The organism is Streptomyces sp. NPDC033174 (genome assembly GCF_055577795.1).
In genome coordinates this window covers 592645-618966 of sequence record NZ_JBVIPQ010000004.1, presented here as the reverse complement: position 1 = coordinate 618966, position 26322 = coordinate 592645, and the positions used below count along the sequence as shown (strand labels likewise).

The window sequence follows — 26322 nt, the reverse complement described above, 5'->3', positions numbered from 1 at the left end:
TTGAGGGCTTCTCGATGCCCTGTCGTGGCCTTGTCGACGGCTCAAGCCTCGTGCGGAGCGACCAGCGAACCGGTCAGTCTTTGGTCCAGTACGACCTGGCCGAAAGACCAGTCGGGGTAGGGGCGGTCCTCGTTAGGCTGGCCGCATGGAGCTGATCGGAACCGTCGCGACCCTGCCCACGGCCACCCCCGCGTCCCGCGTGTCTTCGGGGTCCCGCGCGCAGACTCCCCACGCCTCGGTCCCGCCGGCTCCCCCCCAGACATCGCCCCAGGCACCTCGTCTGCCGGCCCTGGCGGCGGCCCCGGCCCCCTCGGCCCCGAGCGCTGCCGCGGCCTCGCCCGCCTCCGCGACCGGTCCGGTCACCACGCTCGCTCCGGGGGAGGCGACGGTCACCGCGCTCGCCGCCGGGTACGACATCATCCGGCAGCCGCTGGGACAGATCCTGCCCCGGCTCTCGGCGACCCTCGCCGACCTGGTGCCGCACCGCGCCGCCGCCGAACTGTCCACCCACTGCGCCCACTCACCGTTCAAGAGCGTCGGCGACGAGGAGTACGTGGCCCGCATCAGCACGGCGGACCTGGAGCCGCTGTTCCTGTCCGGCGTCCCCGGACAGCCCTGGCAGGGCACGGTGACGATCGCCGGGGCCCAGCGGCCCGTCGTCGCGGTCGCGACCGACGCGACCCCGAGGGGCGCGCTCCTGGTGCTCGTACGCGACGAGGGCGCCACCCCCGTCGACGACTCCGTCCTCGCCGTCGTCCAGATCCTCTGGTCGCTGGTGACCAGCCACTTCGACCGGCTGGCGGCGGAGGCGGCCCCCGGGGCGCTGGCCCGCTCGCGGGCCGCGGCGGACACCCGCGCCCGGGTCACCGCCGAGCTGAGTGCCCGGTACTCCGCCACCCTGGCCGGTCTCCTCGGCATCCTGCGCAGCCGCGGCCTGGACGACGCGGCCGCCCGCTCCACCGCCACCGAGCTCGCCGTGTCCGCGATGATCGAGCTGCGGGCGGAAGTGGAACGGGACCGCACCATCGCCGAGGAGCGGGTGGACGAGGCCTTCGCCCGGCTCGCGGACTCGCTGCGTCCGCTGCTGCGCCACAGCCCCGTACGGCTGGAGCTGGGCGCGCCGGACTCGACCCGCAGGGTCGCCGCGGACGTGGTGCACGCGGGGCGGGTGATCGCCCGCGAGCTGGTCCTCGCGGTCCTGGAGCAGGAGCCGGTGAGCCGCGTCCATGTGGGGTGGCAGGTCACCGAGCAGGAGCTGCGGGTGACCGTACGGGACGACGGGCCGGGCGGGATGAGCTACTGCGGTCTCGGCCCGACGCGGATCGCGGACCGACTGGCGGTCCTGGGCGGCCGGCTCGACATCGACGCGGTGCCGGGCTGGGGCACGACGGTCACCGCCGTCGTGCCCCTGACCACTCCCGACGCGCCGGCCGCGACCACCATCGATCCGCTCGGTTCACTGGGGCCCCGGGAACTGGAAGTGCTGGCCCACCTCGCGCTCGGTCACCGCAACCGGGTGATCGCGCAGGAGCTGCACATCAGCGAGTCGACGGTGAAGTTCCATGTGGCGAAGATCCTGACGAAGCTGGGTGTCGCGTCCCGGGGCGAAGCGGCGGCGCTGTTCCACGCGGCGGCCTAGGCCCGTCCTTCGGATCGGCCCGGCAAGCTCCGGGAGACCGGCCCCGGGTGGTCCCTCCGGTGGGCCGGCCAGGTACGCCCCGGGCTCGCCCGCACACCTCCCGGCCTGGTCGTCCGTCTTTGTCAGTGCCGGATGCCACACTCGCACCCATGAGCGAAAGGTGGGCTCTGGCCGCTGCGGAAGGGGACGGGGCGCTGCTCGTCCCCCTCGGCCCCGGCGGTCTGCCCTCCGGCCCCGTCCGCCACGAACCGGACCTCGTGGAGGCCGTCCGGTCGCGCCCCGGCGTCACCCGCTGGGTGTGGCGGTCCACCGGCGAGATCTACCCCCGGCTGCTGGCCGCCGGCGTCAGGGTCGAGCGGTGCTACGACATCGAGGACGCGGAGCTGCTGCTGCTCGGCCACGAGGGACGGCTCGGGGAGCCCCGGTCGGCGGCCGCGGCCTGGGCGCGGCTGCGGAACGCCCCCGTACCACCCGACCCTCCGCAGCGCGCCGCCGAGCCGGGCTCGCAGTCCTCGCTCTTCGAGCCGCAGCCGACGACCATGCCCTTCGACGCTCTCCTCGAGGTGTACGCGGAGCAGCAGCGAAGACACGAGGCCGCCGAGCACCCCGGCAGGATGCGGCTGCTCACCGCCGCCGAGTCGGCCGGGATGCTGGTGGCCGCCGAGATGAACAGGGCCGGGCTGCCCTGGCGCGCGGACGTCCACCGGGCGCTGCTGCACGAGCTGCTGGGCGAGCGGTACGCGGGCGGGGGCGAGCCGCGCCGTCTGGCGGAGCTGGCGGACGAGGTGTCGGCGGCGTTCGGGCGCAGGGTCCGCCCGGATCTCCCGTCGGACGTGGTGAAGGCCTTCGCACAGGCGGGAATCCGGGTGAAGTCCACCCGCCGCTGGGAGTTGGAGGAGCTCGACCATCCGGCCGTGGAACCACTGATCGCCTACAAGAAGCTGTACCGGATCTGGACGGCCCACGGCTGGAGCTGGCTCCAGGACTGGGTACGGAACGGCCGCTTCCGCCCCGAGTACCTGCCGGGGGGCACGGTGTCCGGGCGCTGGACGACGAACGGCGGCGGGGCGCTCCAGATCCCGAAGGTCATACGCGCAGCCGTCGTCGCCGACGAGGGCTGGCGGCTGGTGGTGGCGGACGCCGATCAGATGGAACCCCGTGTCCTGGCGGCCATCTCCCGCGATCCGGGCCTGATGGACGTCGCGGGTCACCCCGACGACCTCTACACGCGCCTGTCCGACCGGGCGTTCTCCGGCGACCGGGCGCACGCCAAGATCGCGCTGCTCGGCGCGATCTACGGCCAGACCAGCGGCGACGGCCTGAAGAACCTGGCGGCACTGCGCCGCCGCTTCCCCCTGGCCGTGGCGTACGTCGACGAGGCCGCGAAAGCCGGCGAGGAGGGCCGGCTCGTACGGACCTGGCTGGGGCGGACGAGCCCGCGGGCGGCCGGGGCGGGCGACGCCGACGAGGCGGGGATCCCGCAGGAGAGCGACGAACCGGCCGCCGGCGACGGCGCGTTCACCCCGGGCTACGCGTCGGCGAACGCCCGGGCGCGGGGCCGTTTCACCCGTAACTTCGTGGTGCAGGGAAGCGCCGCCGACTGGGCGCTGCTGATGCTGGCCGCGCTGCGCCGGGCGACTGCGGGGATGCGGGCGGAGCTGGTGTTCTTCCAGCACGACGAGGTGATCGTGCACTGCCCTGCGGAGGAGGCGGAGGCGGTCACCGAAGCGATCCGCTCGGCGGGCGACGAGGCCGGGCGGATCGCCTTCGGGCGGACGCCGGTGAGGTTTCCGTTCACGACGGCGACGGTGGAGCGGTACTCCGACGCGAAGTGAGCGCCGCCGGTGGCGCGGCCCATTTCGCGCCGGGGTCGGAGTGGCACTCCGAGGCGAAGGCAGCACGGGAGACGGAGTGGGCGGCGCACGCGGCGCGGCCCACTCCCCCTCACAGGCGCTGCTGCTTCCCGGCCTTCAGCCGCTCCGGGCGCCGGGCAATGGGTACTACTACACCGCGCCGGCGGCCCCTGTTCGCTCAGGCGGCCGAGCTGCTGTCCATGTCCGGAATGGTCGTCAGCAGTTCCCGGAGCAGATCGATGGTCTCGTCCTCGGCGTCCGTTCCCAGCTCCTCGTTGAGACGGTTGAGCTTGTCCGCGACCTCGATGATGGCCGAACGGTCGCCCTCCGCCGCATAGGCACGGAAGAGATCGCGGCAGAGCAACTCGCTCTCCGGCGAAGCGGCCAGCCCCTGTGTGGCCGCCGCGAGGGCGCCGGCGTGGTCGTGCGCCGCGAGACGGCGAGTCGCCAGTTCGTGAGCCACATCCACGATGGCGGAGAGCATGTCGTGGAAAAGGGCGTCCGCCCAGATGTAGTGGCGCGGATTCGTCTCGGCGAACGGGCAGCCACGGACCAGTGCCAGGGCCTTCGCGAGAGCCGTGTCGGCTGCCTCGCCGGTGGCGTGCATACCTTGCCGGTAGAGCTCCTGAAAGTCCCACCAGTCGCACCGTACGGGTGATGCGAAGGCATAGCGGCCGTCCGTGACGAACGGGAGGTACGACTGCCCGCCCACCCACGCACGCAGCTTGCTCATATTGGAATTGCGCAGCGAGTGTCCAACCGGGCGTCCGGGCCAGATCGCCTCGTCGAGGGCCTGGTGCTCCAAGCCCGGGTTCAGGACGAGCCATGCGGCGATCTCGGTGAGCCGGCCACGGCGGTTCGGTTCCACCGGGCCTTGCGCGCCCACCAGTTCGACCTGACCGAGCACCCGGACATACGGCATGTCCGGGGCGGGCGGCCGTGCGGCGATCACCTCCGCGACGGGAACACTCACCGGCTCTTCGCTCGGTTCGCGCTCTTCCGTCGTCTCCATGTCCGGGACCGCCGCCACCGCGAGGGCCAAGCGAGGGTCCTCGCGTCTGGCCCAGGTCGGCGTCGGTTCGTCCGTCGTCCGGTCGGCGACGTCCATGAGCTTCAACAGGCTCTTGTAGCGGGCAGGTTCGAGACGCTGGAGCTCGACCTCAAGGTCACTGCCGGGGATCTCGGCCAGGACTCCGGGTTCCGTCGGCACGGTCCATGCACCGGGAAGGACGAAGGCGTCCGCGGCGCTCGTCACAGCGGCCAGCGCGGTACGGGGCTGCGCCGCCACCAGGTCGAGGAGGTCCATGGCGTCCTCGTCCGCTTCTCCCAGGGGGAGGGAGCACAGCACGATCTGTGGCGCCCACGCGTCCGCACCGGCACCGCGCAGCCGCGCCTCAGGCAGACTCTCGACACCGGCCTGCGTCAGGGCGCGGCGCTGGGCCTCGTCATGCGCACGCACTGCGGCGACTGCCGCGGCGACCGTCGCATGATGGACGACACGGCCGGGGAACGCTGTTTTCAGCTCCCGCCCAAAGCCGACAAGCCGGACGGTGTGCTCGGCGTGGAAGGAGTCGGAGGCCAGCTCGACCGCCAGAGCCAGGAGTACGTCCAGGACGTCACCCTCGGCACCGTCGAGCCGCAGCATGCCGATGCGCTCGAGGTCCACCAGCACCGGGTGGCCTTCGGTACTCGTACCGAGGCTGACCAACGCCGGGTAGGGCAACGCCGCCCGGGACGCCTCCTCGGCCGGGAGGAGGGCGTCCGTATCCTTCGGGCACCACCAGATGCCGTCCCCACCAATCACTGGGACGAAGGGAGATATCGCCGGGTCCGGAGCGGAGAGGTGGAGAGCGGCCCCTTCCGGCGTGATGACCGCGGCCATCAGGGGTGGCAGCTCGGACTCGGCGTCAGCCTGTCCGACGGCGAGTGTGCGCAGCGCCCGGTCCAGCAGCTCAAGGCCCTCGGGCGCGTCCGCCGCGGCCAGGCGCAGATCGCGCTCCAGGCCGGCCGCCTCACCCTCCGGCAGCGTGATCCGGCGCCGGGGCCGGCGCCTACGCTGCTGCCTGATGCGCCGGGCACCGAGTATGCCGAGCACGCCGGCGGCGAGGAGCGCCCCGACACCTGCCACCGTTCGGAGGGTCACGCCCTCTTCTTCGTCCTCTGCCCCGGCGGCGGGCTTCTCGTTCGCGTCCGGTGACGTCTCCGACGGCTCAGCGCTCTCGTGGGGCCGTGCGGTTTCCGAGGGGCGGGACGTCTCCGTCGGCTGCGGAGTGGGCCGGGCGGGTTGCGACGGACGCGCGGTCTCCGTCGGGGGCACGCTCTGGGCCGGCCCGGCACCACCGGCGTCACCCCGGTCGCCGGGGGTCTCCGGCTTGTCCGGCTTCTCGCGCTCAGCAGGCTTGGACGGCTTACTCGGCGTCTCCGGCTTATTCGGCGTCTCCGGCTTGCTCGGCGTCTCCGGCTTACTCGGCGTCTCCGGCTTACTCGGCGTCTCCGGCTTACTCGGCGTCTCCGGCTTGCTCGGCGTCTCCGGCGCGGCGCCAGGCTTGTCACCGGCCTCGGGAGCATCCGCGGGCAGGCGCAATTTCTGCCCGGGAACGATGACGTCGGGGTCGGTGAACGTGCCACCGTCCGGCTGAGCAGCGCCCCGGTTCAGATCGAAGATCTCGCCGTAGCGAGCGGGATCACCCAGTTCGCGGTCCGAGATGGACGCCAGGCTGTCGCCGGGACGCACCGTCGTCGTGCCCCCGGTTGTCCCCGCGGTGGTGCCTCCGGGCATGCGGAGCTTCCAGCCGGGCTGGATGAACGTCTGCGCGTGGAAGACAGTGCCGTCGGCCATCACCCGCCCTTCGTTGAGCGCGGCGATCTCCTGCCATCTGCTGCCGTCGCCCAGCACGCTCTCGGCGATGCTCCACAGACTCTCCGCGGGCCGGACGTCCCGCACCGTATAGCTCCGCCTCTGGTCCTCGCTCCCCGCGCTCCTGCCCTGCGGCGTGCTCGCGGAATCGGAGTCATGGGCGTTGACGTGCGGCTGGGACACCGAGCTGGGTGCGACGGCAGGCGCCGCGAAGGCGGCCCCGGTCGTCGGTAGCAGCACCAGGATGCCGCCGATCAGAGACGCGGCGGCCCGCTGACTCATACCGAGGCCGCTCAGGCGCCGGGCCGTCCGGCCTCGCAACTGGGCAGGAATCTCCAGCAGCACGGAGAACGCGAAGCCCGCCCAGCCGATCCACCCGACGCCGGCGAGAAGCAGGAGGAAGGCCCCGCCGGTGTCCTGGCGGGAGAACAGATGCGCCAGGTCGTCGAGCCCGCTTTCCAGGACGAGCCCACTGGCCCACCACAGAAGCACGGGCAGGCCGAAGAGCAGGGCGACCAGTGCCGCCAGACTCACAACGGCCCGCAGGAGATTTCGAAGTCTACGCACGGAGATCACGTTCCTTCCGGGGCGACAACACCGTGGAGCAAGGTGGCCTGCCCCTCTCCGGTTACGCCCATGGAGCCAATGCCGACCACGCTGAGGAAGCGAGTGGCGTAGGTGGTGCTGACGCGTACGGTGAGCGTCTTTCCGTCGCCGGAGACCCTCACCGAGCCGCCGACGCCGGCGGTGGAGAGGTAGGTGAGAGCGGCGGCGCGCGCGCCCTCCGGATCGACGACCACTGCTTCGCCGGGTATGGCTTTGCCGGGATCGATGGCTTGACCGCCTGCCCTGGCGGCTTCCATCGCGATGGCATCGGCGCGTTCGGTGGCGCGCAGCTTTCCGCCGCCATCGACGACGATCCCGATGATGGCGAGCAACGACACAGTGAGGATGGCGCTGTAGACGGCTATTCCGCCGCGGTCGTCGTAGGCACGCATCAGTTGCGCTCCCGGAATGCGTCAACCGCCGAGGTGAAGGTTGAACTGAGGGTATGGCTGCCCGGTGCTCCGGGCAGCAGCAGATCGGACAGCGGCACGGTGCAGCGCACGGTCACCGTGACCGTACCGACCGAGCCGAGGGGGGCGTTGAGACCTGAGGCGTCCACGGAGACGGCGGTACCGGCGCAGCGGATGCCCTGGTCGGCCAGCGTCTCCCTTGCGGCTGCGTAGGCATTGGCCTGGGCCGTGGCGGCGGTGCGCGCGATCGACGCCTCGCGTGCGGCGTCCTCGGCAGCGGCGTCCAGCTTGCTGCCCGAGGTCACCACACGGCCGGCCGCGAGCGCCATGCACAGAAACATGATCATCAATGGGGTGACGATCGCTGCCTGGATCGCCTCACTGCCCCGGTCGTCCCAGTTCACCTATCCCCCGGCCGTCCAGCGCTCCACCGGTCCGGACGCGCTCTGTGTAATGGTCAGGCCCGGAACCCCCGGCAGCATCGATGGTGCGGTACCGGACACCTGGATGCGGATGCGCTCGCCGTCGCTGCCGGCCGTCGACACCGACGCGCCCTGCAGGTTGTTGCCGGCGATACGGCTGAGCACGGCTCGGGCGCGGGCCGCGCCGGCGCCCGGATCGGATTCGTAGATCCGGGCGGTGGCCACCCCCTCCCGTGCTGCGGTGAGAGCCACGTTGCGCGCGTAGTACCACATGGACACCTGCACCACGGCGATCGTCAGCAGGATGACGAACGGGAAGACGATCGCCATCTGGATCGACGAGTCGCCACGGTCGTCCGGGGCCCGGCGCACGGCAGGGGGACGCTGCACTAGATGCCCGCCAGCTGGCCGTTGTACCTCGCGACGATCACACCGATGGTCCCGGCGATCAGCAGGGCGCCGGCGACCGCCGCGACCCAGATGATGACAGTCGTGATGCTGATGTCGCCACGCTCGGGGTTCCGCGTACCGCGCTCGATGCGCTCGGTCAGCACACTCAGAACCATGGCCAGGGATGCGGTGGTCCGGATCGTCAGCTTGTTGAACATGTCCATGCTGGAGACAGCCCCCTTGTACTTTCGTTGCGTCATAACTGTTGAGATGGTTGGCAATTCGGTGTGCACCGGGTCAGGTGGTCAGGATGTTGACCACGGCGGGGAAGGCGACGAGCAACATCACGAGCACGGCGAGCAACGCGCCAGGGGCGGTCATCTTCTCGCTGTTCTCGTTCGCCTCGGTCGCCTGCTTGGAGAGCAGTTCAATACGGAGCGACTTGGCCCGTGCCCGAAGCGTCGTGTAGACCGCCGCACCGTCGTGCGCGGACATTCGCATGATCTCGGCGACGTCCTCGAGGACCGGCAGATCGAGCTCTTCGGTGAGCTGTACCAGGGCCTCCCACGGTGGGATCTTGTCGACCCGCGCCCTCAGCATCGCTTCCTGAAGCCTGGAGAATGCCCAGCCCTTGCCGATCGCCGCGGCCCGCTCCAGAGCTTCGGTGGGTCCCGAGTCGGCTGCTCGCTTGAGTGCGACCAGATCGAGGTATGCCGCGACGGCGTGGGAGAACTCCTCGCGGGCCCGCCTCGCCTGGTCCCGTACGGACAGGTCGGGAATGAACCACAGGAGCGCGCCCAGACCGAGCCCCACGGCGGCCGGTATGTAGAACGGCACGCTCAGGCCCATCAACGTCCACGCGCCCACGAGCAGCGGCGGAATCAGCAGCCCGAAGCCGGCAAGTGCGGACTTGAGCAGCAGGAACCGCTCGGCCGACTGCCCGACGAGTGCCAGGTCCTTCCGTGGAATGGTGACGCCTGGAAGACCCTGCAGATTCTTCAGCAGCCACTCGCCCCACACGTCGTCGCGCGTGGCCGAGGTGGTGCGCTCCTCCTCCGGAGTGGCGTTGAGGCGGCGCAGTGAGGAGGCCAGATCCGGCTGTGGCCGGACGAGTTCGCGTACGAGCAGGGCGAGGCCCCCGCCGACGGCGAGGCCGGCGAAGATCGCGGCAGGCGGGATCACGAGACCTCCTGGGGCGTTTCTGGCAGTTCCGCGATCTTGACGCGGCTGCGTGGGTCTGCGATCAGGAACCGCGGCACCGGCTTGTGGTCGGCCAGCGAGCGCATCCACACCAGGACACCCGCGAACCCGGCTGCCAACAGGCCCAGAACGAGCTGACCGAGGAGGGTGCCGTACGGAGCCGTATAGCTGGGGATGAGGAAGCCGGCCGCCACCACGCCCAGGGTGATGATCGTCATCCACCGCACCGTCGTACGCGGCTTTGCCCGGTCGGCCTCGATCTGCCTGCGCTTGCCCACCTCTTCCCGCAGGGCTTCGGAAAGGTCCTCGAGTGCCTGGGCGAGCCCCGGTCCGCGGTCCGAGGCGCACAGGATGAGGGCCGCCAGGACCTTGTCCGCGGTGACGTCGTCGAGTGCGTCCGCGAAGGATTCCAGTGCCTCGGCGGGCCGCCAGCCGACCTGCAACCGGTCGGCCAGGTCGGCGACCTCCTGTTCCAGCTCGGCGGGCGCGCCCCGACGGCTGGCGATCATCGCCTGCTCCAGGCCCATGCCGAGGCGCAACACATCGGCCAGGCGCTGGGTCCACTCGCCGAGCGCCTCCAGCTTGTCGATGCGTACGGTGGCGTTCTTCGTCGGGGACAGCAGCCACGGCACACCGACGACAGCGAGCCCGGCGAGGCCGCCGCCGACGAACACGCCACTGATCAGCCATATGCCGAGGCCCACGACGGCCGCGGCGGCCCAGCGGGTCCGGCGCCACATGGACGCCTCCGGATCGACGTCACTGACCTTGCCCCGTACGAATCGCCTCGTGGTGGGCGGGGCGGTCGTCCCGACGACTCCGGCCACCACGCCCACCAGGCCTCCGGTGGTGGCGAGCCCTGCGAGCACCCACAGCAGAATGGTGTTCATCCGGCCATCACACGAAGGTCCAGCGGACGCTGCCAGGAGCCGCGCGGATTGTCGAGGAGGTAGCCGGGGAAGCCGACTCGAACGAGATCCTCCAGGCACGACGGGTGCATGTGGGGCACGGCCCTCGGTTCACCGGGCGCCGGAGCGAAGATCCTGTTGGTGGCCGGTCGGCCGTTCTCCCCCATGCCCGTCACCTCCAGTACGTGCGAGACGAACCGGTGACGCTTGCCCTGGACCCGTGTCTCGTCGCGCATGGACACGAAGACGATGAAATCGAGACCGTTGGCGGCCTGACGGTAGGCGAGTTGCTCGGTCATGTTCTCCTGCGCCAGGAGGTACAACTCGGCGATCCGGTCGAAGACGATTTCAGGACGGCGGGCGTGGATGGTGCAGAGATTGCCACCCTTGCCGTTCGTCATCGCCTGCATCATGGCCACGATCTCCTGGCCCCGGACCTCGCCGACCACCACGCGGGAAAGCGACATGCGCAGTGCCCGGTGGATGAGATCGAGGAGGGTGATCTCGCCGGCACTGCGACCGTCCACACCACGCTCGCCATTGGACTCGCGGGATTCCATCGGTACGACCTGCCGGTGGAAGCCGTTGGTGTGCGCGAAGAGTTCGAACTCCGTCTCGATGGTGGCGAAGCGCTCGTCGGGGTCGATCTCCTTGAGCAAAGCACGCAGCAGAGAGGTCTTACCCACCGCCTGCTCGCCAGTGATCATGATGTTCTTCTCGGCGCGCACGGCGGCGGAGAGGAACGCCGCCAGGGTCTCGTCGATGGCCCCGAGCTGCACCATGCCCGCCAGGTCCACGTCCTTGACGCGGTGCCTGCGAATGGTGACGAAGGTCTTCGGCGTCACCCCGGTGACGGCCTGCAGCCGTGATCCGTCCGCGAGCCGCAACGCGAGGAACGGGTCGGCCGTGGACAGGGTGCGCTCACTCTGGCCGTTGCGCCGGGCCAGGTCCCTGAGCATCTCCTGGAGTTCCTCGTCGGATTCCGCGACGGGGGCGGCGCGGACCCGGTGGCTGTCGCCGTAGTCGAGCCACACCTCGTCATAGCCGTTGATGAGGATGTTTTCGACCCGGTCGTCGTCAAGGTACGGCTGCAGGCGACCGGCCCTGAAGAGCATGTCGTAGACGGCGGCGGCGAGGGCAGTGTCCTCGGCCTTTGTGGTGCTCACGCCACGCTCGATGGCGATGGCGTCGGACCATACGGCGACGGCCTCGTTGATCAGGGCACGACCCCGCTGGGCCTGAGATTCCTGGCCCATCCGTCCCGCGGACTTGATCTCCTGCGCGAGCCGGTCGGCGACGCGCCTCTTGATCTCCCCGGCGACCCGGTGGTCCACCGTGACCTGGGGAAGCGCGTTCTCGCTGAGCGCACGAGGGGCGGAGGCACTGGTGAGCCCGTACGTCACGGCCGTCGGAGGACCGAACCGCCCGGGGATCACGGTCCGCTCGGCAGCGGCCGCCTCAGGGCGGACGTCCGGATCCGGATGCAGGGGATTAGCGCGCATCGGCCAGCTCCCCTCCTCCGTATGGTGCCTGCGAACGGGGCGCGAGCCGGTCGCGTCGGAGCAGCACGCGCTGGCGCAACGGGCTGGTGAGCGAGCGGGCCGCGCGCATCAGCTCCGAGCGTTCGAAGCGGCTGCCCCCGTCGGCCCCGTCGGAAAGCACTTCGGCCTGCTTCGGCCGCCACGGCATCGTGCCCAGTACGGGAGCGTGAAGAACCCGTTCCACTTCACCCGGCTTGTACGGGCCGCTTTCGACCACGACCACGGCCAGCGCGTCGGCACCGGTGCCGCCCGGTCCGTCCAGTTCCTTGCGCAGCGCCGCGGCACGCACCTGCGCGCTCTGGACGCCGCGCAACGTGTTGCGGACCACCAGCACCACGACATCGGCCTTCTTGACCAGGACGGAGGAGGCGCCGAACGCACCCCGGCGCCCGAGGTCGACCAGGACGTCGTGGTCGTGGTTCTCGATTCTGGCGAAGAGCTCCGCGAGGCTCGACCACGCGGGATCAAGACCAGCGGCCTGTGCCGGGTTGGTTATTCCGGGAAGGAGCAGTCGTGTACTGCTTTCGTCTTCGGAGAGGTCGACGAGCTGCCGCCAGAACGCCTCGACCAGCTGGTCCTTGCGCGATGCGACGGCCAGGTTACGCAGTCCATAGCGCGAATCCATCCGCCCCTGGAGGGCACCCGCCAGCACGGCTCCGCCGTCCGGATCGCACTCGGCGAGGATCAGCCGCCGCCCGTGCTCCAAGGGCCAGGCCAGCAGCAGCGCGAGTGCTGTGCTGGTCACCCCGGGAGCGCCGGTGGTACCGGCGAGAGCGATAACTGACATCAGGAACCGCTCCCGTTCTCCACGACAATGGCGACCCGGCCAGTGGCGGCACGCGCCGCCAGCGCCGGACCGTCGGTCGAGGGAACCGCCACGTCGACCGTGACAACACCTGTCGTGTCACTCGCCTTGCCCACCGACACGACCGTGGCCGGGATGGTCTTGGGCGGGGAAGAGGGCACCGCCTCGTCCTGGCCCGGCGTGCTGACGACGAGCACCTTGCGACCGGGGGTCAGTCCGGAGGTGGGCCGTTGCGACGGCTTGACGGAAACACCGACCAGCATGTCCCCCTCGCGCAGCAGTGACTTCTCCGTTACCTGATCGGCGGAGAGCAGGGACCCCGCGGTCAACGCGACTGCGGCACGCTTGCCCACGACGCTGTCCCTGGAGGTCGCCTTCACCGGCTTGAGCACCGGGTCGAGCGAGATGGACGCCTCGGTCAGGTCGGCGTCCTCGATCACGTCACCGGCCTGCACATCCTGGCTGATCGCCAGAACCTGCGTCCGCTCCCCGGTCGCGGTGAACAGCAGTGCGCCCGAGAGACCACCGGCCGCGGTCAGCGCGAGCGACAGCGCGATGAGAGCCGGACGGCGCCGTCGCTGCTTCAGAGCGCGTGGCGGCGCCACGGGCGTAGGGGCGGAGCCGCCGGGCCCACCCTGCACGGGCGGGGCGGCGGTCTTCGTCCTGGTCAATTCCTGCCTCCAGCAGATGTGTTGCCATTCAGCGCGCGCTGACTATTCACCGACGACCTGGAGCTCACCGACAGCGATCTCGGTGTTGGACACCCGGGTCTGGGTCAGCTCTCCGGTCTCGCCGCCGCCCTCCCAGTGGATGGTCCATGTGGCGGTCGCGGTGATCTTGTACTTGTTGCCGGCCTTGCCCTTGGACGTGCGGCTGTATACGTGACCGCAGTCGGGCGACTCCCGTTTGCCGTAACTGGCCTTGTACGGCGTGCCGGGCTTGGTGCACGTGACGGAACTCCCGTCACCCATGCTCCAGACCACCTTGTCGACCTTGGCCGTCGCGGTGACGGTGACGCTGCCGGCGGAAGCGGTCACGGTCTGAGGTCCGGTGGTTTCCTCGCCCGTGCGGTTCCACATCCAGACCGGAAGTCCGACCAGCCCCGTCTTTCCGGGTTCGGGCACGATGCTGATGGCAGGGCCCTTCAGCGTCATCCGCGCGACGGCGCGCTCGGCGAGTTCCTCCGGGGTGACGGTCGGGACCCCGTTGAACTTGCCGTCGGGGAAGAATATGTCCCGAGGGACGAACGTGCCCGATCCCACGTAGTCGAAGTCCGGGCAGGACGTGGGCCGGTAAATGTCACCCTTGCTCGGGTCGTTGCCGCCCCAGACCAATGCGTCGGCAGGCGGCTGGGGCTGCAGAAGCTGCCAGTAGCACTGCTCGCTCCAGAAGCCGAGCCCGGGAACGTAACAGGGGATCTTCTCTCCGTTCGCCCGTCGGCACGCGCTCGATCCGCCGCCGCCGGACCCACCTCCCGAGCCCCCCGAGCCGCCGTTCCCCGGCTTGCCCGGGTCCTCGGCCTCCACATCGCAGACCTGGACCTCGGGCGGGCACGTGACCGGACCATCGGCCAGGGCCGCGTTCGTTCCGCCGAACATCAGCCCACCGGCGGCCAGGAGCACGAGGCCCGCGCGTATCAGGCGCCCGCCGCTCAGCATGTCCTGTCCTTGTCGATCGTGTAGTCGGTGACGCGCCATTCGGCGCCGCCCGCCTTCGCGGTGGTGGCCTTGGCGGTCCAGGGGCGTCGGGCGTCGTCCTTGCCCACCGGAACGGCCTTGCCCGTCGCCCGCTTGACCACGACGCCCGTCATGTCGACACAGTCGCTGATCGTCGCCGTGTGGGGATCGGACGCGACGTCGACCGCGGTCACCTTCGGCGCGATCTGGGGCTTGCCCTTGTAGGCAAGGCCCCGTTCGCTGTAGTAGGTGAAGCCGGTGATGATGTTCTTGGCCGCTTCGCCGGTCGTGTAGTCGCTGAGCCGGGCGTTCTTCATGCTCCCCGAGGTGTAGGCCTCCACCTGGGCGTCCCACATGCCGCGGTATGCGGCCAGCGCCTTCGCCTGCGCGTCGGCCCTCTGCTTCTGCGCGTCGCCCTGACCCGCACTCGCCTTGGGCGGCTCAGGCTTGTCCTCACCTGACGAGCCGCAGCCCGCGATGAGCAGGAGCGTGGCTGCGGCCACTCCAGCACCGACCCTGCGGACAGTGTTCTCCCCGTACCTCATCAGACCCCCCTTGGTCATGTGACGTAACACTTCTTCCACATCCGGCATGTGACCCGCCGTCATTCTGCATCAGAATCAGACACCACTGCTGTCTTGTTCTGTCACAACCGTGTACTCCTGCGGTCACAACGAGGCAGGCCGACGTCAGAGTTGAGGCAAAGTCAGACATGCACGACCAGGGCCACTCGGGCCACGGTGTCACACCCGCACTCCGTCACGCGCGAACATTTGGGCAGGTCCGGTCGCCGGACATACCCGACGCACCGCCCCCAACCCAGCGTAAGACGTCAGTTCGAATAACCGTGTGACACCGTCGTGTTGATCGGACAAGATCTTGGCCGGCGTACGGTCCGGAACCGCGTTACCCCTGGACCGGCAACCGTCGCCGTCAGTCCCGGGGAGCGGACAAGGGGGGAGTGGAACTGTTGTCGCGTTCCACAGCAAGCCACAGGGGGATCACCGTGTACAGCAGTACCGTCCACATCCGAAAGAGCAACGGCCTGGTCGGGCGACTGAACGCCGAGTGGGAGCGTCTGCAGCAGGACGAGACCGCACGGCTCGCCGTTCGTGACTGGTACGGCGAGGAAGGGCTCGCCGTACCGCAGGACGTACTCGAAGCCTTGGGCGCCTGCCGCACCCGCGTCGAGCAGGACCGCTTTCTGCTGCCTCCACTGCGCTCGGCGGTCGCCGGCGGCGCGCAGGCGCAGATCGCCGCACGCGTGATCGTCCAGGCAATGCTGCCGAAGGCCATACGCATCGCGCGCAGCCAGCTGCGCCCCGGGCACGACTGGGAGGAGACGGTCTCCCTGACGGTCGGCGCACTGTATGAAGTAATCCGGACATACCCGGTTGAACAGCGCGCAGAGCGTATCGCCGCCAACCTTGCCCTGGAGACGCTCCGTCTGACGCACCGTCTGATCGGCTCTGAGCCAAGCGTCGTCCCACTGGACATCGCCGTCGCCGCCGGCCTCTCCGCCACCGACGCAGGCCCCGCTTCGCAGGCGGAATTGGCCATGCTGCTCGCGCAGGCGGGCGAGTACCGGCTGTTGGCCGACGACGAGCCGGGTCGCATGGCTGGGTGGGATGCCCGCGCGGAGCTCGTGGAACTGCTCGTCTGGGCCCTGGACACCGGCGCCTTGAGCGTGGACGACGCGCGCCTCATCACCAGTTACTACCGCGACAGCCCTGTGCGGGACGCGATCACCCCCGACCCCCTGGGCCGGGCTGGAGCCAGCCAACGCCAGCGCCGCAGCCGCGCCGTCCGCCGACTGACGCACGCCGCTTCTGACAGGTTCGCGACAGCAGGGTGACGGCTCAGTGACACAACTCACGCAAACTCTGAGCCTGTTGGGCGTCACACCAGCACCGTCCGACGCACCTTCCCCAGGAGGAGTCCCATTCCTCACTCATATGACAGTCACTCGAAAGGCTCGGAGGGTCCCTTGACCGCCACCCCCACCACGTCCTTGGACGAGAGCGGACAACGCGTCGTCGATCTCGGGCGCCCGGTGCTGTGGATCGCTCAGGGAGGCATGCGATGAAGCGCGACCGGAAGCTCATGAGCAAGAAGCAGGAGAAGGACCAGGCACGCAGGGGCCGCGCGAGCACCCGGACGACGCGCCAGGACGCGGTGGCGCCGCAGGAGCACGACGAGATCCACGAGGGCGGTGAACTGGACGAGGCGGTCACCGGCTGGCAGCAGAGCACCGCCAAGATGGCCGGCCTCACCAGACTCGCCACCGTCGGTATCTGGGTTCTGCTCGTGGCGGGGCCCGGCCTCGGTCTCCTCGCGGTGACCATGGCCGGCTCCCGGGCCCCCGCACAGCACGCGTCGGACACGGCGAAGGCCGCCGCGCCCTCGCCCACCGGCCCGGCGGGCTTCGCCGAGCTGTACGTGGCCACGTACCTCTCGGCGGGCGAAGGCACGGAGGAGACCCTCGAGCCGTACTACGCGCAGCACGTGACGCTTGCCAACGAGCCCGGTTCGCGGACCGCGACGCATCTGGTCACCGTCGCGGCCCAGCAGGTGGGCGACGGCTACTGGGCAGTGACGGTCGCGGCGCGCATCTCGGCGAAGGCCGACAAGGGCAAGACCGTCGACAAGGGAGTGCACTACTTCCGCGTCGGAGTCCAGGTCTCCGGGACACCGGCGGCGGGAGGCACCGCCAAGCCCGGTGGCGGCCAGGCACTCTACGCAGCGACCTCGCTGCCCGCCGAGGTCAACGCTCCCAGCTCGGCGAGCCATGGGGACCTCGACTACGGCACGGACACCAACTCGAGCCTCAACGGCCCGGTGGGCGACACGGTCAGCCGCTTCATCGCCGCCTACCTCACCGGTCAGGGGGAACTCAGCCGTTACGTCTCCCCCGGCCTCCAGGTCGCGCCGATCGTCCCGGCCCCGTACACCACGACCCTTGTCACCGGCCTCCGGGACGATCAGGAAGAGGCGAAGACCCCGGACACGCCCTCCGTCCCTGCGGACGGCACGCGGCGCCGTGTGCTGGCGACCGTGAGCGCCACGGTCGGTGGCCAGGACTACACGCTCAACTACGCGCTCACTCTGAGCACTCGGGACGGCCGGTGGGAGGTCGCGGCGTTCGACGTCGCGCCCGCTCTCTCGCCCGGCCAGACCGGTCCCACACCCGACAGCGCCTCGGCCGCGCCGAGTACCGCACAGTCGCCGGACCCAGCTTCCCCGTCGGCCTCCGCCGGGGAATGACCGCCCAACAGCTCATTACACGAGGGGATTTACACATGAGCTCCGCCCATCCCGCCATGATCACACTGGCCGCCAACGGCAAGGTGTTCACCTGGATCGACCAAACACTCAGCAACGTACAGACTCTGGCCACGACGGCGGCCGGCGTGCTCGCCGTCGTCGCGACGGTCCTGGCCTACTGGAAGACCCGTTCCTGGGCAGGCACGCTTACGGCGGCGATCCTCGGCGCCGTGGTCGTCTTCGCAGTCAAGAACATCACCGACCTCAGCAGCATGGTGGACAGCGAAGTGCCCGACGCCGGCAAGGCAAATCCGGGCCAGGTCCTCGTCGTGGACCCGCCGCAGTCCCTGCCTCAGCAGCTGAACGGCGCTGACCTGCTGTGAGCAAGTCGCCGTCCGACGAGGGGGTGCTTGTCGGGCATTCCTACACGCGGGCCCGCAAGCACCCCCTCGTCATCGGCAAACTGCCCGGCGGCGGGCGGATCCCGGGCGGCCCGTACACGATCACCCAGATCGTCACCATGGTGGTGGTCTTCATCCTGCTGATCACCACGCGGGATCTCTGGGCGGTCTTCGGGCTGGGGAACGCGTTCATCCTGATCGCGTTCCCCTGGGGGCTCGCGTGGCTGATGCGGTACGCGCGAATGGACGGGCGTGACCCCGCGCGGGCGCTGCTCGGGCTGATCGTCTACGGCACCTCCCCGCCGGGCGGCCGGCTGGCCGGCCGCCCTCAGCGGCCGTTCCGGACCAAGCTGGTCACCGGCCGCGTGACGATTCGGCTGCGGCCGCCGGAGCCGGCTCGGGACACCGAAGACCGGCCGGTCCGGCTCGTCACACCGGCGCCGCCCACCCTGCGTCCCGCAGAACAGCTCGCGGGCCGGTCCACGGACCGGCCGGCCCCCGCGGCCCGGCCCCGCACCCGCCTCCAGGAACTGCTTGACGAAGCAGAGCGGAACTAACCCGCCCTGAACCGAAGGATGGACGAACTGCCATGCGCCTTCCCGTGCGCCACATCAGCGGCAATCTGATCTGGACCACCAACGCGACGGTGTGGGCTGTGTGGCGGGTCGACTCCGACAACTACAGCCACGCCTCCCGGGCCGCCAAGCGCGAGCGGCTCAACGCCCTGGAATCGCTGTTCAAGTCGATCAAGGGCGAGGCCCTGCTGCTCAGCCTCTGCCCGCAGGTGGATGCCGCGAGCATCGTCACGCGCATGACGGCGGGCATCGACCTGGACGCCTCCCCCGAGTACGTGGACCTCTCCCTGCGTGTTCTGGACGAACTGGAGGAGATGGAACTCTCCGGACGCGTCGACTTCCTCGCCGTTCCCATGAGGCACACGGACTTCAAGCAGGCCACCAAGTCGGTGCTCTCCTCGGCGCAATACGAGGTGATGAGCGCCTTCGGCCTGCCCACCACTCCGATCGGCAAAGCCGAGGAAGAGCGGCGCATCGAGCAGGCACGGCACCTCGCGGCCACCTGGCCGTCCGCGGTGCGGCTGCGCCCGGCGACCGAGGGGGAAATCCTGTGGATCTACGGGCACTGCGCCCGGCGGGGAACGGCTGAACCGCTTCTGCCCGAACAGGACGAGCCGAGGGGCGTGGTCGGACGCGGTCGCGCCGTGGCTGCCTACTCGGAGGTGATTCTGGACGAGGGCGGGCGCGGTGATGGCATCGAGGAGCGCCGCGGCGTGCCCGTCAACCCGTTCCGCCACCGGTACGTGAAGTCGACGACCGAGTTCGGCGACAGTTACCAGGCCTTCTCCATCCTGGCCGAGATGCCGGACTCGTTCGCCTTTCCGGGCAGCGAATACCTGGCCGCTCTGGACGACTTCGGCTTCCCCGTGGACTGGGCCGTGCGGCTGAACATCGAGCCCGGTTCCAAGGCCGAACCCAAGTCCCGTCGGCAGGCCCGCGAACTGGCCCACCAGCGAGGGGAGTACGACGGAGAGACCGCCGGTGTCCCGGCCAGCCTGGACAAGGCCGGCGCCGCCCTGGACGAGTACCGGTCACGTCTGACCTCGTCGTCCACCGAGGTGGAGATCCGGGCGAGCGTGGTCACGTGCGTCTGGGGCGCGACCCCGGAGGAGACCGAGGAGAAGGCGTCGGCGCTGATCAACCACTTCGGCGGCAACGAGTACACCCTGGTCCGTCCGATCGGCGAGCAGACACCCCTCTTCCACAGCATGCTGCCCGGCACTACTACGCCCCGGGTCATGAACGACTACGCGCAGTACCTCCTGGCCAGGGACTTCGCCATGGCACTTCCCTTCTGCGGTCAGGCACTCGGTGACGACGGCGGATCGCTGTACGGGCTCCAGCTGAACGGCGGCGGGGCCCGCCCGGTCCTGGTCGACTTCAGCCTGGGCCCGCGATTGAACGCCTCGGCCTCGGCCGTGTTCATCGGCGAACTGGGCTCCGGCAAGTCGGTGGCCATGAAGACGGCCATGTACTCCATCCTCACCACCGGTCGCCGCATCGGCCGCGCCCGCAGCCGTGGCCGGGCACTGGCCATCGACCGTACGCCGCAGCAGGAGTGGGCCCGCTTCGCGCGTGCCTGCCCCGGCGAGACCCAGGTCATCACCGTGGACGAAGACGCCGAGGTGTCCCTCGATCCGCTGCGCGTCTTCAAGGGGCCTCGGGCCGCCCGCTACACCGAGTCCTTCCTCACCCCGCTGCTGGACATCGCCTCGATGAGCACCGAAGGTGTCACCCTCGCCGACGCCATCGACGCCACCCACAAGTCGCCGCAGCCCAGCATGCGCCTTCTCATGGACAAGCTGACGGAACGGGCCCAGACCCCCGATCCGAGCGACCCGGACGACCACAACGTCCGAGCCTCGGCCAGCGAACTGTCCCGCAAGCTCCGCTCCCTGGCCAAGAAGGACCTGGGCCGGGTGGTCTTCGATCCGGACCTGCCGATCGTGGAGATCTCGGACGCCGACACGATCGTCTTCTCGGCCGCGAACATCGGTCTGCCCAAGAAGACGGAGCTTGAGGGACATCGGCTCTCCAGCCTCGAGGTGGAGAAGAAGTTCGGCTGGCGGCTGATGTACCTGGTGGCGGCGCTGTGCCGGGAGATCGCCTTCGCCGACCCGGAGGAGTTCGTCGGGGTCTTCCTCGACGAGTGCTGGTGGCTGACCTCTTCGGCCGAGGGCACCGAACTCCTGCTCGAGATCATCAATGACGGTCGTAAGCACGGCTGTGGGGCGTTCGCCGGCTCCCACGACCCGTACGACGTCGGTCCGGCCAACTCCGAGTACGGGGAGAAGATCCGTGGTCTCGTCTCGCACCGCTTCCTCTTCCGGCACCGCAACAAGCAACTGGCGGCGCGAGGACTCGAGTTCCTCGGCCTGGACGGCACCGACTCGCAGCTGGTCAAGCTGGTGACCGAGAACCTGTCGCCGATCAACGTCTCGGAGGATGAACGGCTGCTGCGGGCCGGTGAATGCCTCTACTACGACCTGAAGAAGCGAATCGGCGGCATGAAGGTACTCATTCCCGCCGACGAGGCGGCCGCCGAGGCGATCCACACCACTCCTGGCCGGGCCACGCTCGACGAGCCGGTGGAAGCGGTCGAGGAGGACGAGGTGGCGACGATATGACCGCTCTCCCGGGGGTGGTCCAGCACCCCCGCTTCTGGTTGCGCCTGCTGGTCCTGGTGGCGTTGCCTCTCGTGGTCACGCTGTTGCTGGGACAGCACGCATGGGCGGACGGCGACCTGTGCAAGCCCAACGAAGCGGTGCCGAACCTCTATTGCGAGCCGCCGCCGCCGCCCAAGGACGCGGGCAAGGTGCTCGGCATCTTCGAGGTAGTCGACAGGAACGGCGTACCGATCAGCGCCTATGGTCTGAACGTCGACCAGGGCGGCACGCTCGATGTGATCAGTAAGATCATCGCCTTCCTCATTGGTGTCGGCTTCATGGTCACGAAGGTCGTGATCGGCTTCGCCTGCTGGCTGGTGGACTGGGCTCTGGACTTCGGCCTGGCCAAGACACTGCTCGACCCGGTGTCCGACGTCGCCGCCAGCATCAAGGCCCAGGTGATCGACAAATTGGGGCTTCCAGGGCTCTTCCTGACGATCGTCGCACTGTGGGGCGGATATCACATTCTGTTCAAACGGCGGTCCAAGGGCTGGAGCGAGATCGCCATGTCCCTGGTCATCGCCTCCATCGCCACGGTGACGCTGGCGAATCCCGGCGCCACGCTGATCGGCAATGCCGACGACTCGGGTGTGCTGGGCACGACCAAACAGTTTTCGCTGGCTCTCGCCGACGTGGTCCTCGAGGACATGTGCAAGGAGCCTCCGGCCGGCAGCCAGAAGAAGAACCCGGACACCACCTGCTCCGGCCAGCAGAAGGGCGACAACGAGGCGGACGCGGTCAGCCGGCCCATCACCGACGGCCTGGTCGACGCGTTCATCCAGCGTCCCGTCTGGGTCCTCTACACCGGCAGAGCCATCGACGGTCAGTGCAACGCCGCCTACGGCAAGGCCGTCCTCGCCCGGTACAACTTCAACCGCATGGTCATGCCGAGGATCATCCAGGCCGAGCAGGACAAGGACTTCTGGGACAGACTCGGCGACGCCTTCAGTGACGCCTTCTCGCTCGAGGGGCTGAAGGACAACCTGCTGCTGGCCACCGGCAACCCATGGGCCATCTACACGGTGATCAACGACAAGCAGAAGGCGGCAGTCGAGGAACTCAAGAAGAAGGCGACAGAGCACGCGGCCTGGAAGCAGTACGTCGTTCCGGCCGACGCGGAGGTCAAATCCGTCTGCGGGGGTGAAGCCCCCATGGACGACCAGCAGTTGTCCGCCTCTCTGGACAACCTCCTCAGCGTCTGGTTCATCGCACTCGCCGCGCTCATCGTCGTACTCCTTGTCTTCGGCGTCTCCCTCACATTCCTCATCTCCCAGGTGTGGATGGCCATCGAGGTCATTCGGGCACAACCAGCGCTGGTTGCCGGCATCTTGCCAGGCGGCGGCCGGACGGCCATGTGGAACTGGGTCTCGGGGGTCTTCAGAGTCGTTCTCGCGATCTTCCTTTCCGTGATGTTCTTGACGTTCTTCCTCGTCATGGTGATCGCCGTACTGAACGCGGACACCGGCGAGGTCATGACGGTCAAGTTCCTTACGATCGACTTCCTGGCCGTGGGTTTCCTGGTCTTCCGCAAGAAGGTCACAGCCGCTGCCAAGACCATCTCCAAGAATCTCGGCGATCGGCTGAACGCGAACACCGGTGGCGGAGGGGCGTCGGTCTTCAGCGGCGCCGCGTCGGCCGGTCCCAAGGGCCTTGACCAGCTCAAGAGCGACGCGTCGACGCTCAGCAGCGTGGGCCGCAAGGCCCGCGACCTGTGGGTCGGCAAGCCCAAGAGCGGCGGCGGCGCAGGCGGTGGAGCCGGCGGTGGCGGTGGTGCCGGTGCCGGCCAGGGCGGCAAGCCGAAGAGGAACCTCAAGCAACGAGTTCAGGGCGCCGTCAAGTTCGGCACCCAGGTGGCCGCGGCCGTGGGAACCGGAGGTACGACCGCCGCGGTGCAGGCAACCGCCAAGACGGCCCTGAAGAACCGGCTGAAGAACGCCGCGAAGAAGCGTCTGGAGAAGAACCGCGTCGGACGTGGTGCGCTCGCCACCGCGCGCACCGGCCGCTACCTCAAGAACGAGGCGCCCATCACCCGCAGCCGGTTCAGGAACGCGGTCGGGGCGGAGCGGCGCAACCTCGAGAGGGAGTCGCGGGCCGCCGCACGTCGTCCCCGCAACGCCCCCCAGCAGGACGCCTCCAGGCGGGTGCGCGACGCCAGGAGCCAGGCGCGCAGTGACTCACAGCGGTTGAACCGGGCCGTGAACGGCAGGCGGACGCAGCAGCAGAACCGGCGCCGCTCGTCCACCGGAGGGCCCAGAGGCACCGGAGGCAGCGGAGCCAACCGTCGCGGAGGGCCCGGTGGAGGTCGCGGCAGGTGACCGCAGCCGAAGAGAACGAGCCGATGAGCGGCGCGAAGAAGCTGCTCATCGCGCTCGCGATCCTCACCGTCCTTCCCTGGGCCTTCCTCATACTCGGGGTCGCCATGGCGTCGAATCTGCTGCCCGGCGGTCAGAAGGGCCAGCAACAGGTCCCCGTGGAGGTCAGCTGCGAGAAAGTGGCGGGCATCCCCAAACCGACCTGTGAGGCGTACCTGGCGGCCGAAATCAAGATCAGGGAAGTCCGCCCCAAGTGCAAGAATCTCAGGTGGACGCTGCTGGCCGGCATCGGGAAGATCGAGTCGCATCACGGCACGTACGCCGGCAGAAAGGTCATCGACAAGCACGGCAAGGATTACGGCAACGTCACGCCCCCGGTCATCGGCATTCCGCTGAACGGCCGCGAGGGCACCGCGCTCATCTACGACACCGACGACGGCAAGTACGACCAGGACACCGTGTACGACCGCGCCGTCGGACCCACCCAGTTCATTCCTGAGACCTGGGAGAGCGTCGCCCAGGACGGTGACGACGACGGCGACACCGATCCGCAGAACGTCTTCGACTCGGCGCTGACCACCGCCGCGTACCTCTGCGGCACCGGTGAGGTGGACTTCGGCGACAAGGAGACCGAGCACGACGCCGTCTTCCGTTACAACCACTCCGAGCAGTACGTCGCCGACGTCCTGGCGGCCAAGGCCGAATACGACGCGCTCGGCGACATTTCCGGCCCCATCGAAGCCTCGGACAAGGCCAAGAAGATCATCGAGGCAGCCCGGAAGCACAAGGGAGCCGACTACTCCTGGGGCGGCGGGGACGCGGACGGTCCCTCCTACGGCATCTGTTGTTCGCCAGGCGGACAGGACGGACGCAGGGTCTTCGGGTTCGACTGCTCGGGCCTGACCGAGTACGCGTACGCGCAGGTCGGCCTCAAGATCGGCACCACGGCGCAGGCGCAGCACGACAGCGGCAAGGTCCGGATTACCACCAAGGCCAGAAGCCTGGCCGGAGCGCAGCCAGGCGACCTGCTCTTCTTCTCCGACAACCCGGGAAGTGGGAGCGGGCTCTTCCATGTGTCCATCTATCTCGGCCAGAACAAGCAGATCGAGGCTCCCCGGCCAGGAGAAGTGGTCACGGAGTCCGCGGTGCGCATGAACAGCCTCGACAGCATTGGACACCTGGAATGAACAGCGCGGAGCGTTCGGGCGTCGTCATGCTGGCCATGTCCGCCGTCCTCTCGGTGATCGGAGTCGTGCTGCTCTGGCCACAGCCCAACGGTGCCCCGCCGCCCGCGGCGGGGCCTCCGGCACATTCCCCGGCCCCGCCGACCCAGTCCGTCCAGCCGTCGTCTCCGGTCAGCCCAACGCCGGCGTTGTCCGCGCCGACGCCCACCACCGCGCGAGACGCCGACCCGCTCGCCGGCGATGTCAGTGACGCCGTTCTGCAGAAGGCACTGGATCAGAGCAGAAGGGCGAGCATCCCGCCCACCCTCGAAAGGCGACTCGTGGAACTCGCCGGAAAGGTTCTGCTCGCCGATGTCACCGGTGAGGGCAGGAACGCGTTCCCGGAGTACTTCAAGGGCCTGCCCCCCACAGAACGCTGGCGTGAATGCCGTGTACGGGCAGGCGTTGCCGAACGTTACGACGTCCGGTCCGACGCGGTCCGGGTCCACCTCGTATGGGCCGGCACGAGCCCTGAAGGCGTCCGCGACGATCGACAGCCGGCGACGGTCCTACTGGTCAGGAACGTGGCTGGCACCTGGGCTCCCCGGTCGTTCTCGGACGAGCAGGACTGACTGGTCGACACGCCGGTGTTGAGGGGAGTGGGGGTAGGTGTCGCCATGGCGGGCCGTCGCCGAACAGGCCTCGCGCACGCCTTCGGCCCTCGGCGATGGCATTCGGGGTTCTCATCAGCAGCAGCCGGCCGACCACGAGGACCTCGCGGGCCGTGACACAGGCGGCGAGGCGGGCTGGGTCGTGGGATGGCCAGTAGGCGAGGAGGTCGTCCACGTTCTTCGGGTCACCGAAGCGCCGATGCAGGACCAATAGCGCGGCGAGGTCCCATTCGGGCGGGGCGACACAGACGTACTCCAGGTCCACGAGCCAGCAACGCTCTGAGGTGTCGATCAGGGCGTTGCCTGGATGCAGGTCGTCGTGAGCGACTACTCGTCGGCTCCACGCCCGTCGCTCGGTGAGAGCCGACCGGGCGTCTTCCCAACGGGCGGAGAACCGCCCGCCCGCGTCGGGGCCCAAGAGCTCGCGCCATCCTGACTGGGCAATCTCGGGCATGTGGATCGGCTGGATGCCCTCAACAGCGGCTTCGGCGACCAACGACGCCTGCTCGGCAATCAAGGTCCAGGCACGTTCACGGGAGAGGGGTGGCGCGTGGTCCACCCACTCGGTCACGAAGGCGAACCGCTGACCTGGCACCCGCATGGGCCCGGACAACAACCTTGGGGTCCGGACACCGGCATCCGCGAACGCGCCGATCGCGCGGGTTTCGTGGGTCACCTGCTCCAGGTTCTTGGTTCCGGGCCTGGTCACCGTGATCGCGGCGTTCGCGTCCGGGGCGTGCCAGACCAGCCGGGAGGAGCTGGACACGAGCCGCATCCCGTCAGTGCTCAGTCCCGCTGCCCGCGCCGCGTGGAGTGCCGCGCGTTCGTCCTCGATCTCGTGCATCCCAATGTCTCCCAACAAGGCGGGGGCTCGTCCAATGGCCACGGCAGACGGGGAGTACCGGCTGGGGTGGCCTTGATGAAGTAGAGAGCTCTCAACGCACAGGGGGCCAGCCTGCACGA

23 protein-coding genes are annotated in these 26322 nt (G+C 69.3%); 10 read left to right on the top strand and 13 right to left on the bottom strand.

Annotation, left to right across the window (positions count from 1 at the left end; all coding sequences use genetic code 11):
* Positions 1-145 precede the first annotated feature (145 nt).
* Both ACZ5VC_RS16475 and ACZ5VC_RS16470 read left to right on the top strand, forming a co-directional pair.
* A complete protein-coding gene (locus ACZ5VC_RS16475) occupies positions 146-1639 on the top strand; it encodes a helix-turn-helix transcriptional regulator (protein ID WP_469120713.1) in 1494 nt (497 codons plus the stop codon).
* Positions 1640-1788: 149 nt separating this feature from the next.
* Entirely contained in the window at positions 1789-3474 is a 1686-nt protein-coding gene (locus tag ACZ5VC_RS16470) for a bifunctional 3'-5' exonuclease/DNA polymerase (protein ID WP_469120712.1), read from the top strand.
* A gap of 196 nt (positions 3475-3670) precedes the next feature.
* Here the strand turns inward: ACZ5VC_RS16470 and ACZ5VC_RS16465 are convergent, their stop codons facing one another.
* Genes ACZ5VC_RS16465 through ACZ5VC_RS16410 form a run of 12 tightly spaced genes read right to left on the bottom strand, consistent with a single transcriptional unit; the run spans position 3671 to position 14870 of the window.
* On the bottom strand, positions 3671-6916 hold the full coding sequence (locus tag ACZ5VC_RS16465; protein ID WP_469120711.1) for a BTAD domain-containing putative transcriptional regulator: 3246 nt from the start codon (positions 6914-6916) through the stop codon (positions 3671-3673).
* 5 nt (positions 6917-6921) lie between these two features.
* A complete protein-coding gene (locus ACZ5VC_RS16460) occupies positions 6922-7347 on the bottom strand; it encodes a hypothetical protein (RefSeq protein ID WP_469120710.1) in 426 nt (141 codons plus the stop codon).
* Positions 7347-7769 (bottom strand): TadE/TadG family type IV pilus assembly protein, encoded by a 423-nt coding sequence (locus ACZ5VC_RS16455; protein ID WP_469120709.1) that lies wholly within the window; start codon positions 7767-7769, stop codon positions 7347-7349. Before ACZ5VC_RS16455 ends, ACZ5VC_RS16460 begins: the two co-directional genes overlap by 1 nt.
* The gene (locus ACZ5VC_RS16450; protein WP_469120708.1) at positions 7770-8159 is read right to left on the bottom strand and encodes a TadE/TadG family type IV pilus assembly protein; all 390 of its coding nucleotides are present in this window, start codon (positions 8157-8159) and stop codon (positions 7770-7772) included.
* A 17-nt stretch (positions 8160-8176) separates the two neighbouring features.
* Positions 8177-8437, bottom strand: a complete 261-nt coding sequence (locus ACZ5VC_RS16445; RefSeq protein ID WP_469120707.1) for a hypothetical protein — start codon at positions 8435-8437, stop codon at positions 8177-8179.
* A gap of 37 nt (positions 8438-8474) precedes the next feature.
* Positions 8475-9359, bottom strand: coding sequence for a hypothetical protein (locus ACZ5VC_RS16440; protein WP_469120706.1), 885 nt, complete (start codon positions 9357-9359; stop codon positions 8475-8477).
* Entirely contained in the window at positions 9356-10267 is a 912-nt protein-coding gene (locus tag ACZ5VC_RS16435) for a type II secretion system F family protein (RefSeq protein WP_469120705.1), read from the bottom strand. The genes ACZ5VC_RS16440 and ACZ5VC_RS16435 overlap by 4 nt, the downstream gene beginning before the upstream one ends.
* The gene (locus tag ACZ5VC_RS16430; protein WP_469120704.1) at positions 10264-11787 is read right to left on the bottom strand and encodes a CpaF family protein; all 1524 of its coding nucleotides are present in this window, start codon (positions 11785-11787) and stop codon (positions 10264-10266) included. Before ACZ5VC_RS16430 ends, ACZ5VC_RS16435 begins: the two co-directional genes overlap by 4 nt.
* The gene (locus ACZ5VC_RS16425; RefSeq protein ID WP_469120703.1) at positions 11777-12613 is read right to left on the bottom strand and encodes a hypothetical protein; all 837 of its coding nucleotides are present in this window, start codon (positions 12611-12613) and stop codon (positions 11777-11779) included. Before ACZ5VC_RS16425 ends, ACZ5VC_RS16430 begins: the two co-directional genes overlap by 11 nt.
* Positions 12613-13302 carry an SAF domain-containing protein gene (locus ACZ5VC_RS16420; RefSeq protein WP_469120702.1) on the bottom strand — a complete coding sequence of 230 codons (690 nt, stop codon included), beginning with the start codon at positions 13300-13302 and terminating at the stop codon, positions 12613-12615. Before ACZ5VC_RS16420 ends, ACZ5VC_RS16425 begins: the two co-directional genes overlap by 1 nt.
* A gap of 42 nt (positions 13303-13344) precedes the next feature.
* Positions 13345-14289 carry a hypothetical protein gene (locus tag ACZ5VC_RS16415; protein WP_469120701.1) on the bottom strand — a complete coding sequence of 315 codons (945 nt, stop codon included), beginning with the start codon at positions 14287-14289 and terminating at the stop codon, positions 13345-13347.
* Positions 14283-14870 carry a hypothetical protein gene (locus ACZ5VC_RS16410; protein WP_469120700.1) on the bottom strand — a complete coding sequence of 196 codons (588 nt, stop codon included), beginning with the start codon at positions 14868-14870 and terminating at the stop codon, positions 14283-14285. The genes ACZ5VC_RS16415 and ACZ5VC_RS16410 overlap by 7 nt, the downstream gene beginning before the upstream one ends.
* Positions 14871-15313: 443 nt before the next feature.
* Between ACZ5VC_RS16410 and ACZ5VC_RS16405 the strand changes: the two genes are divergently transcribed.
* From ACZ5VC_RS16405 to ACZ5VC_RS16370, 8 genes are all read left to right on the top strand, one after another.
* Positions 15314-16162: a hypothetical protein gene (locus ACZ5VC_RS16405; RefSeq protein ID WP_469120699.1), complete on the top strand. Its 849-nt coding sequence runs from the start codon at positions 15314-15316 to the stop codon at positions 16160-16162.
* A gap of 227 nt (positions 16163-16389) precedes the next feature.
* Positions 16390-17571, top strand: a complete 1182-nt coding sequence (locus ACZ5VC_RS16400) for a conjugal transfer protein (protein WP_469120698.1) — start codon at positions 16390-16392, stop codon at positions 17569-17571.
* Between the two features lie 35 nt (positions 17572-17606).
* Positions 17607-17954, top strand: a complete 348-nt coding sequence (locus ACZ5VC_RS16395; RefSeq protein WP_469120697.1) for a hypothetical protein — start codon at positions 17607-17609, stop codon at positions 17952-17954.
* On the top strand, positions 17951-18529 hold the full coding sequence (locus tag ACZ5VC_RS16390; protein ID WP_469120696.1) for a hypothetical protein: 579 nt from the start codon (positions 17951-17953) through the stop codon (positions 18527-18529). The genes ACZ5VC_RS16395 and ACZ5VC_RS16390 overlap by 4 nt, the downstream gene beginning before the upstream one ends.
* A gap of 32 nt (positions 18530-18561) precedes the next feature.
* Positions 18562-21174 carry an ATP-binding protein gene (locus tag ACZ5VC_RS16385; RefSeq protein WP_469120695.1) on the top strand — a complete coding sequence of 871 codons (2613 nt, stop codon included), beginning with the start codon at positions 18562-18564 and terminating at the stop codon, positions 21172-21174.
* A complete protein-coding gene (locus ACZ5VC_RS16380) occupies positions 21171-23528 on the top strand; it encodes a hypothetical protein (protein ID WP_469120694.1) in 2358 nt (785 codons plus the stop codon). Before ACZ5VC_RS16385 ends, ACZ5VC_RS16380 begins: the two co-directional genes overlap by 4 nt.
* Positions 23525-24712 carry a C40 family peptidase gene (locus ACZ5VC_RS16375; protein WP_469120693.1) on the top strand — a complete coding sequence of 396 codons (1188 nt, stop codon included), beginning with the start codon at positions 23525-23527 and terminating at the stop codon, positions 24710-24712. The genes ACZ5VC_RS16380 and ACZ5VC_RS16375 overlap by 4 nt, the downstream gene beginning before the upstream one ends.
* A complete protein-coding gene (locus tag ACZ5VC_RS16370) occupies positions 24709-25320 on the top strand; it encodes a hypothetical protein (protein WP_469120692.1) in 612 nt (203 codons plus the stop codon). Before ACZ5VC_RS16375 ends, ACZ5VC_RS16370 begins: the two co-directional genes overlap by 4 nt.
* Here the strand turns inward: ACZ5VC_RS16370 and ACZ5VC_RS16365 are convergent.
* Complete coding sequence (locus tag ACZ5VC_RS16365; RefSeq protein WP_469120691.1) at positions 25265-26203, bottom strand: phosphotransferase; 939 nt, start codon at positions 26201-26203, stop codon at positions 25265-25267. The two genes, ACZ5VC_RS16370 and ACZ5VC_RS16365, sit on opposite strands and share 56 nt — an antisense overlap.
* Between the last annotated feature and the right edge of the window lie 119 nt (positions 26204-26322).

What these genes read in the sequence shown, in the direction of transcription:
- ACZ5VC_RS16395 (WP_469120697.1), top strand. Translation starts at nt 17,607, where the DNA reads ATGAGCTCCGCCCATCCCGCCATGATCACACTGGCCGCCAACGGCAAG.
- ACZ5VC_RS16475 (WP_469120713.1), top strand. Translation starts at nt 146, where the DNA reads ATGGAGCTGATCGGAACCGTCGCGACCCTGCCCACGGCCACCCCCGCG.
- ACZ5VC_RS16435 (WP_469120705.1), bottom strand. Translation starts at nt 10,267, where the DNA reads ATGAACACCATTCTGCTGTGGGTGCTCGCAGGGCTCGCCACCACCGGA.
- ACZ5VC_RS16370 (WP_469120692.1), top strand. Translation starts at nt 24,709, where the DNA reads ATGAACAGCGCGGAGCGTTCGGGCGTCGTCATGCTGGCCATGTCCGCC.
- ACZ5VC_RS16365 (WP_469120691.1), bottom strand. Translation starts at nt 26,203, where the DNA reads ATGCACGAGATCGAGGACGAACGCGCGGCACTCCACGCGGCGCGGGCA.
- ACZ5VC_RS16400 (WP_469120698.1), top strand. Translation starts at nt 16,390, where the DNA reads ATGAAGCGCGACCGGAAGCTCATGAGCAAGAAGCAGGAGAAGGACCAG.
- ACZ5VC_RS16410 (WP_469120700.1), bottom strand. Translation starts at nt 14,870, where the DNA reads ATGACCAAGGGGGGTCTGATGAGGTACGGGGAGAACACTGTCCGCAGG.
- ACZ5VC_RS16445 (WP_469120707.1), bottom strand. Translation starts at nt 8,437, where the DNA reads ATGACGCAACGAAAGTACAAGGGGGCTGTCTCCAGCATGGACATGTTC.
- ACZ5VC_RS16415 (WP_469120701.1), bottom strand. Translation starts at nt 14,289, where the DNA reads ATGCTGAGCGGCGGGCGCCTGATACGCGCGGGCCTCGTGCTCCTGGCC.
- ACZ5VC_RS16430 (WP_469120704.1), bottom strand. Translation starts at nt 11,787, where the DNA reads ATGCGCGCTAATCCCCTGCATCCGGATCCGGACGTCCGCCCTGAGGCG.
- ACZ5VC_RS16460 (WP_469120710.1), bottom strand. Translation starts at nt 7,347, where the DNA reads ATGCGTGCCTACGACGACCGCGGCGGAATAGCCGTCTACAGCGCCATC.
- ACZ5VC_RS16380 (WP_469120694.1), top strand. Translation starts at nt 21,171, where the DNA reads ATGACCGCTCTCCCGGGGGTGGTCCAGCACCCCCGCTTCTGGTTGCGC.
- ACZ5VC_RS16470 (WP_469120712.1), top strand. Translation starts at nt 1,789, where the DNA reads ATGAGCGAAAGGTGGGCTCTGGCCGCTGCGGAAGGGGACGGGGCGCTG.
- ACZ5VC_RS16385 (WP_469120695.1), top strand. Translation starts at nt 18,562, where the DNA reads ATGCGCCTTCCCGTGCGCCACATCAGCGGCAATCTGATCTGGACCACC.
- ACZ5VC_RS16425 (WP_469120703.1), bottom strand. Translation starts at nt 12,613, where the DNA reads ATGTCAGTTATCGCTCTCGCCGGTACCACCGGCGCTCCCGGGGTGACC.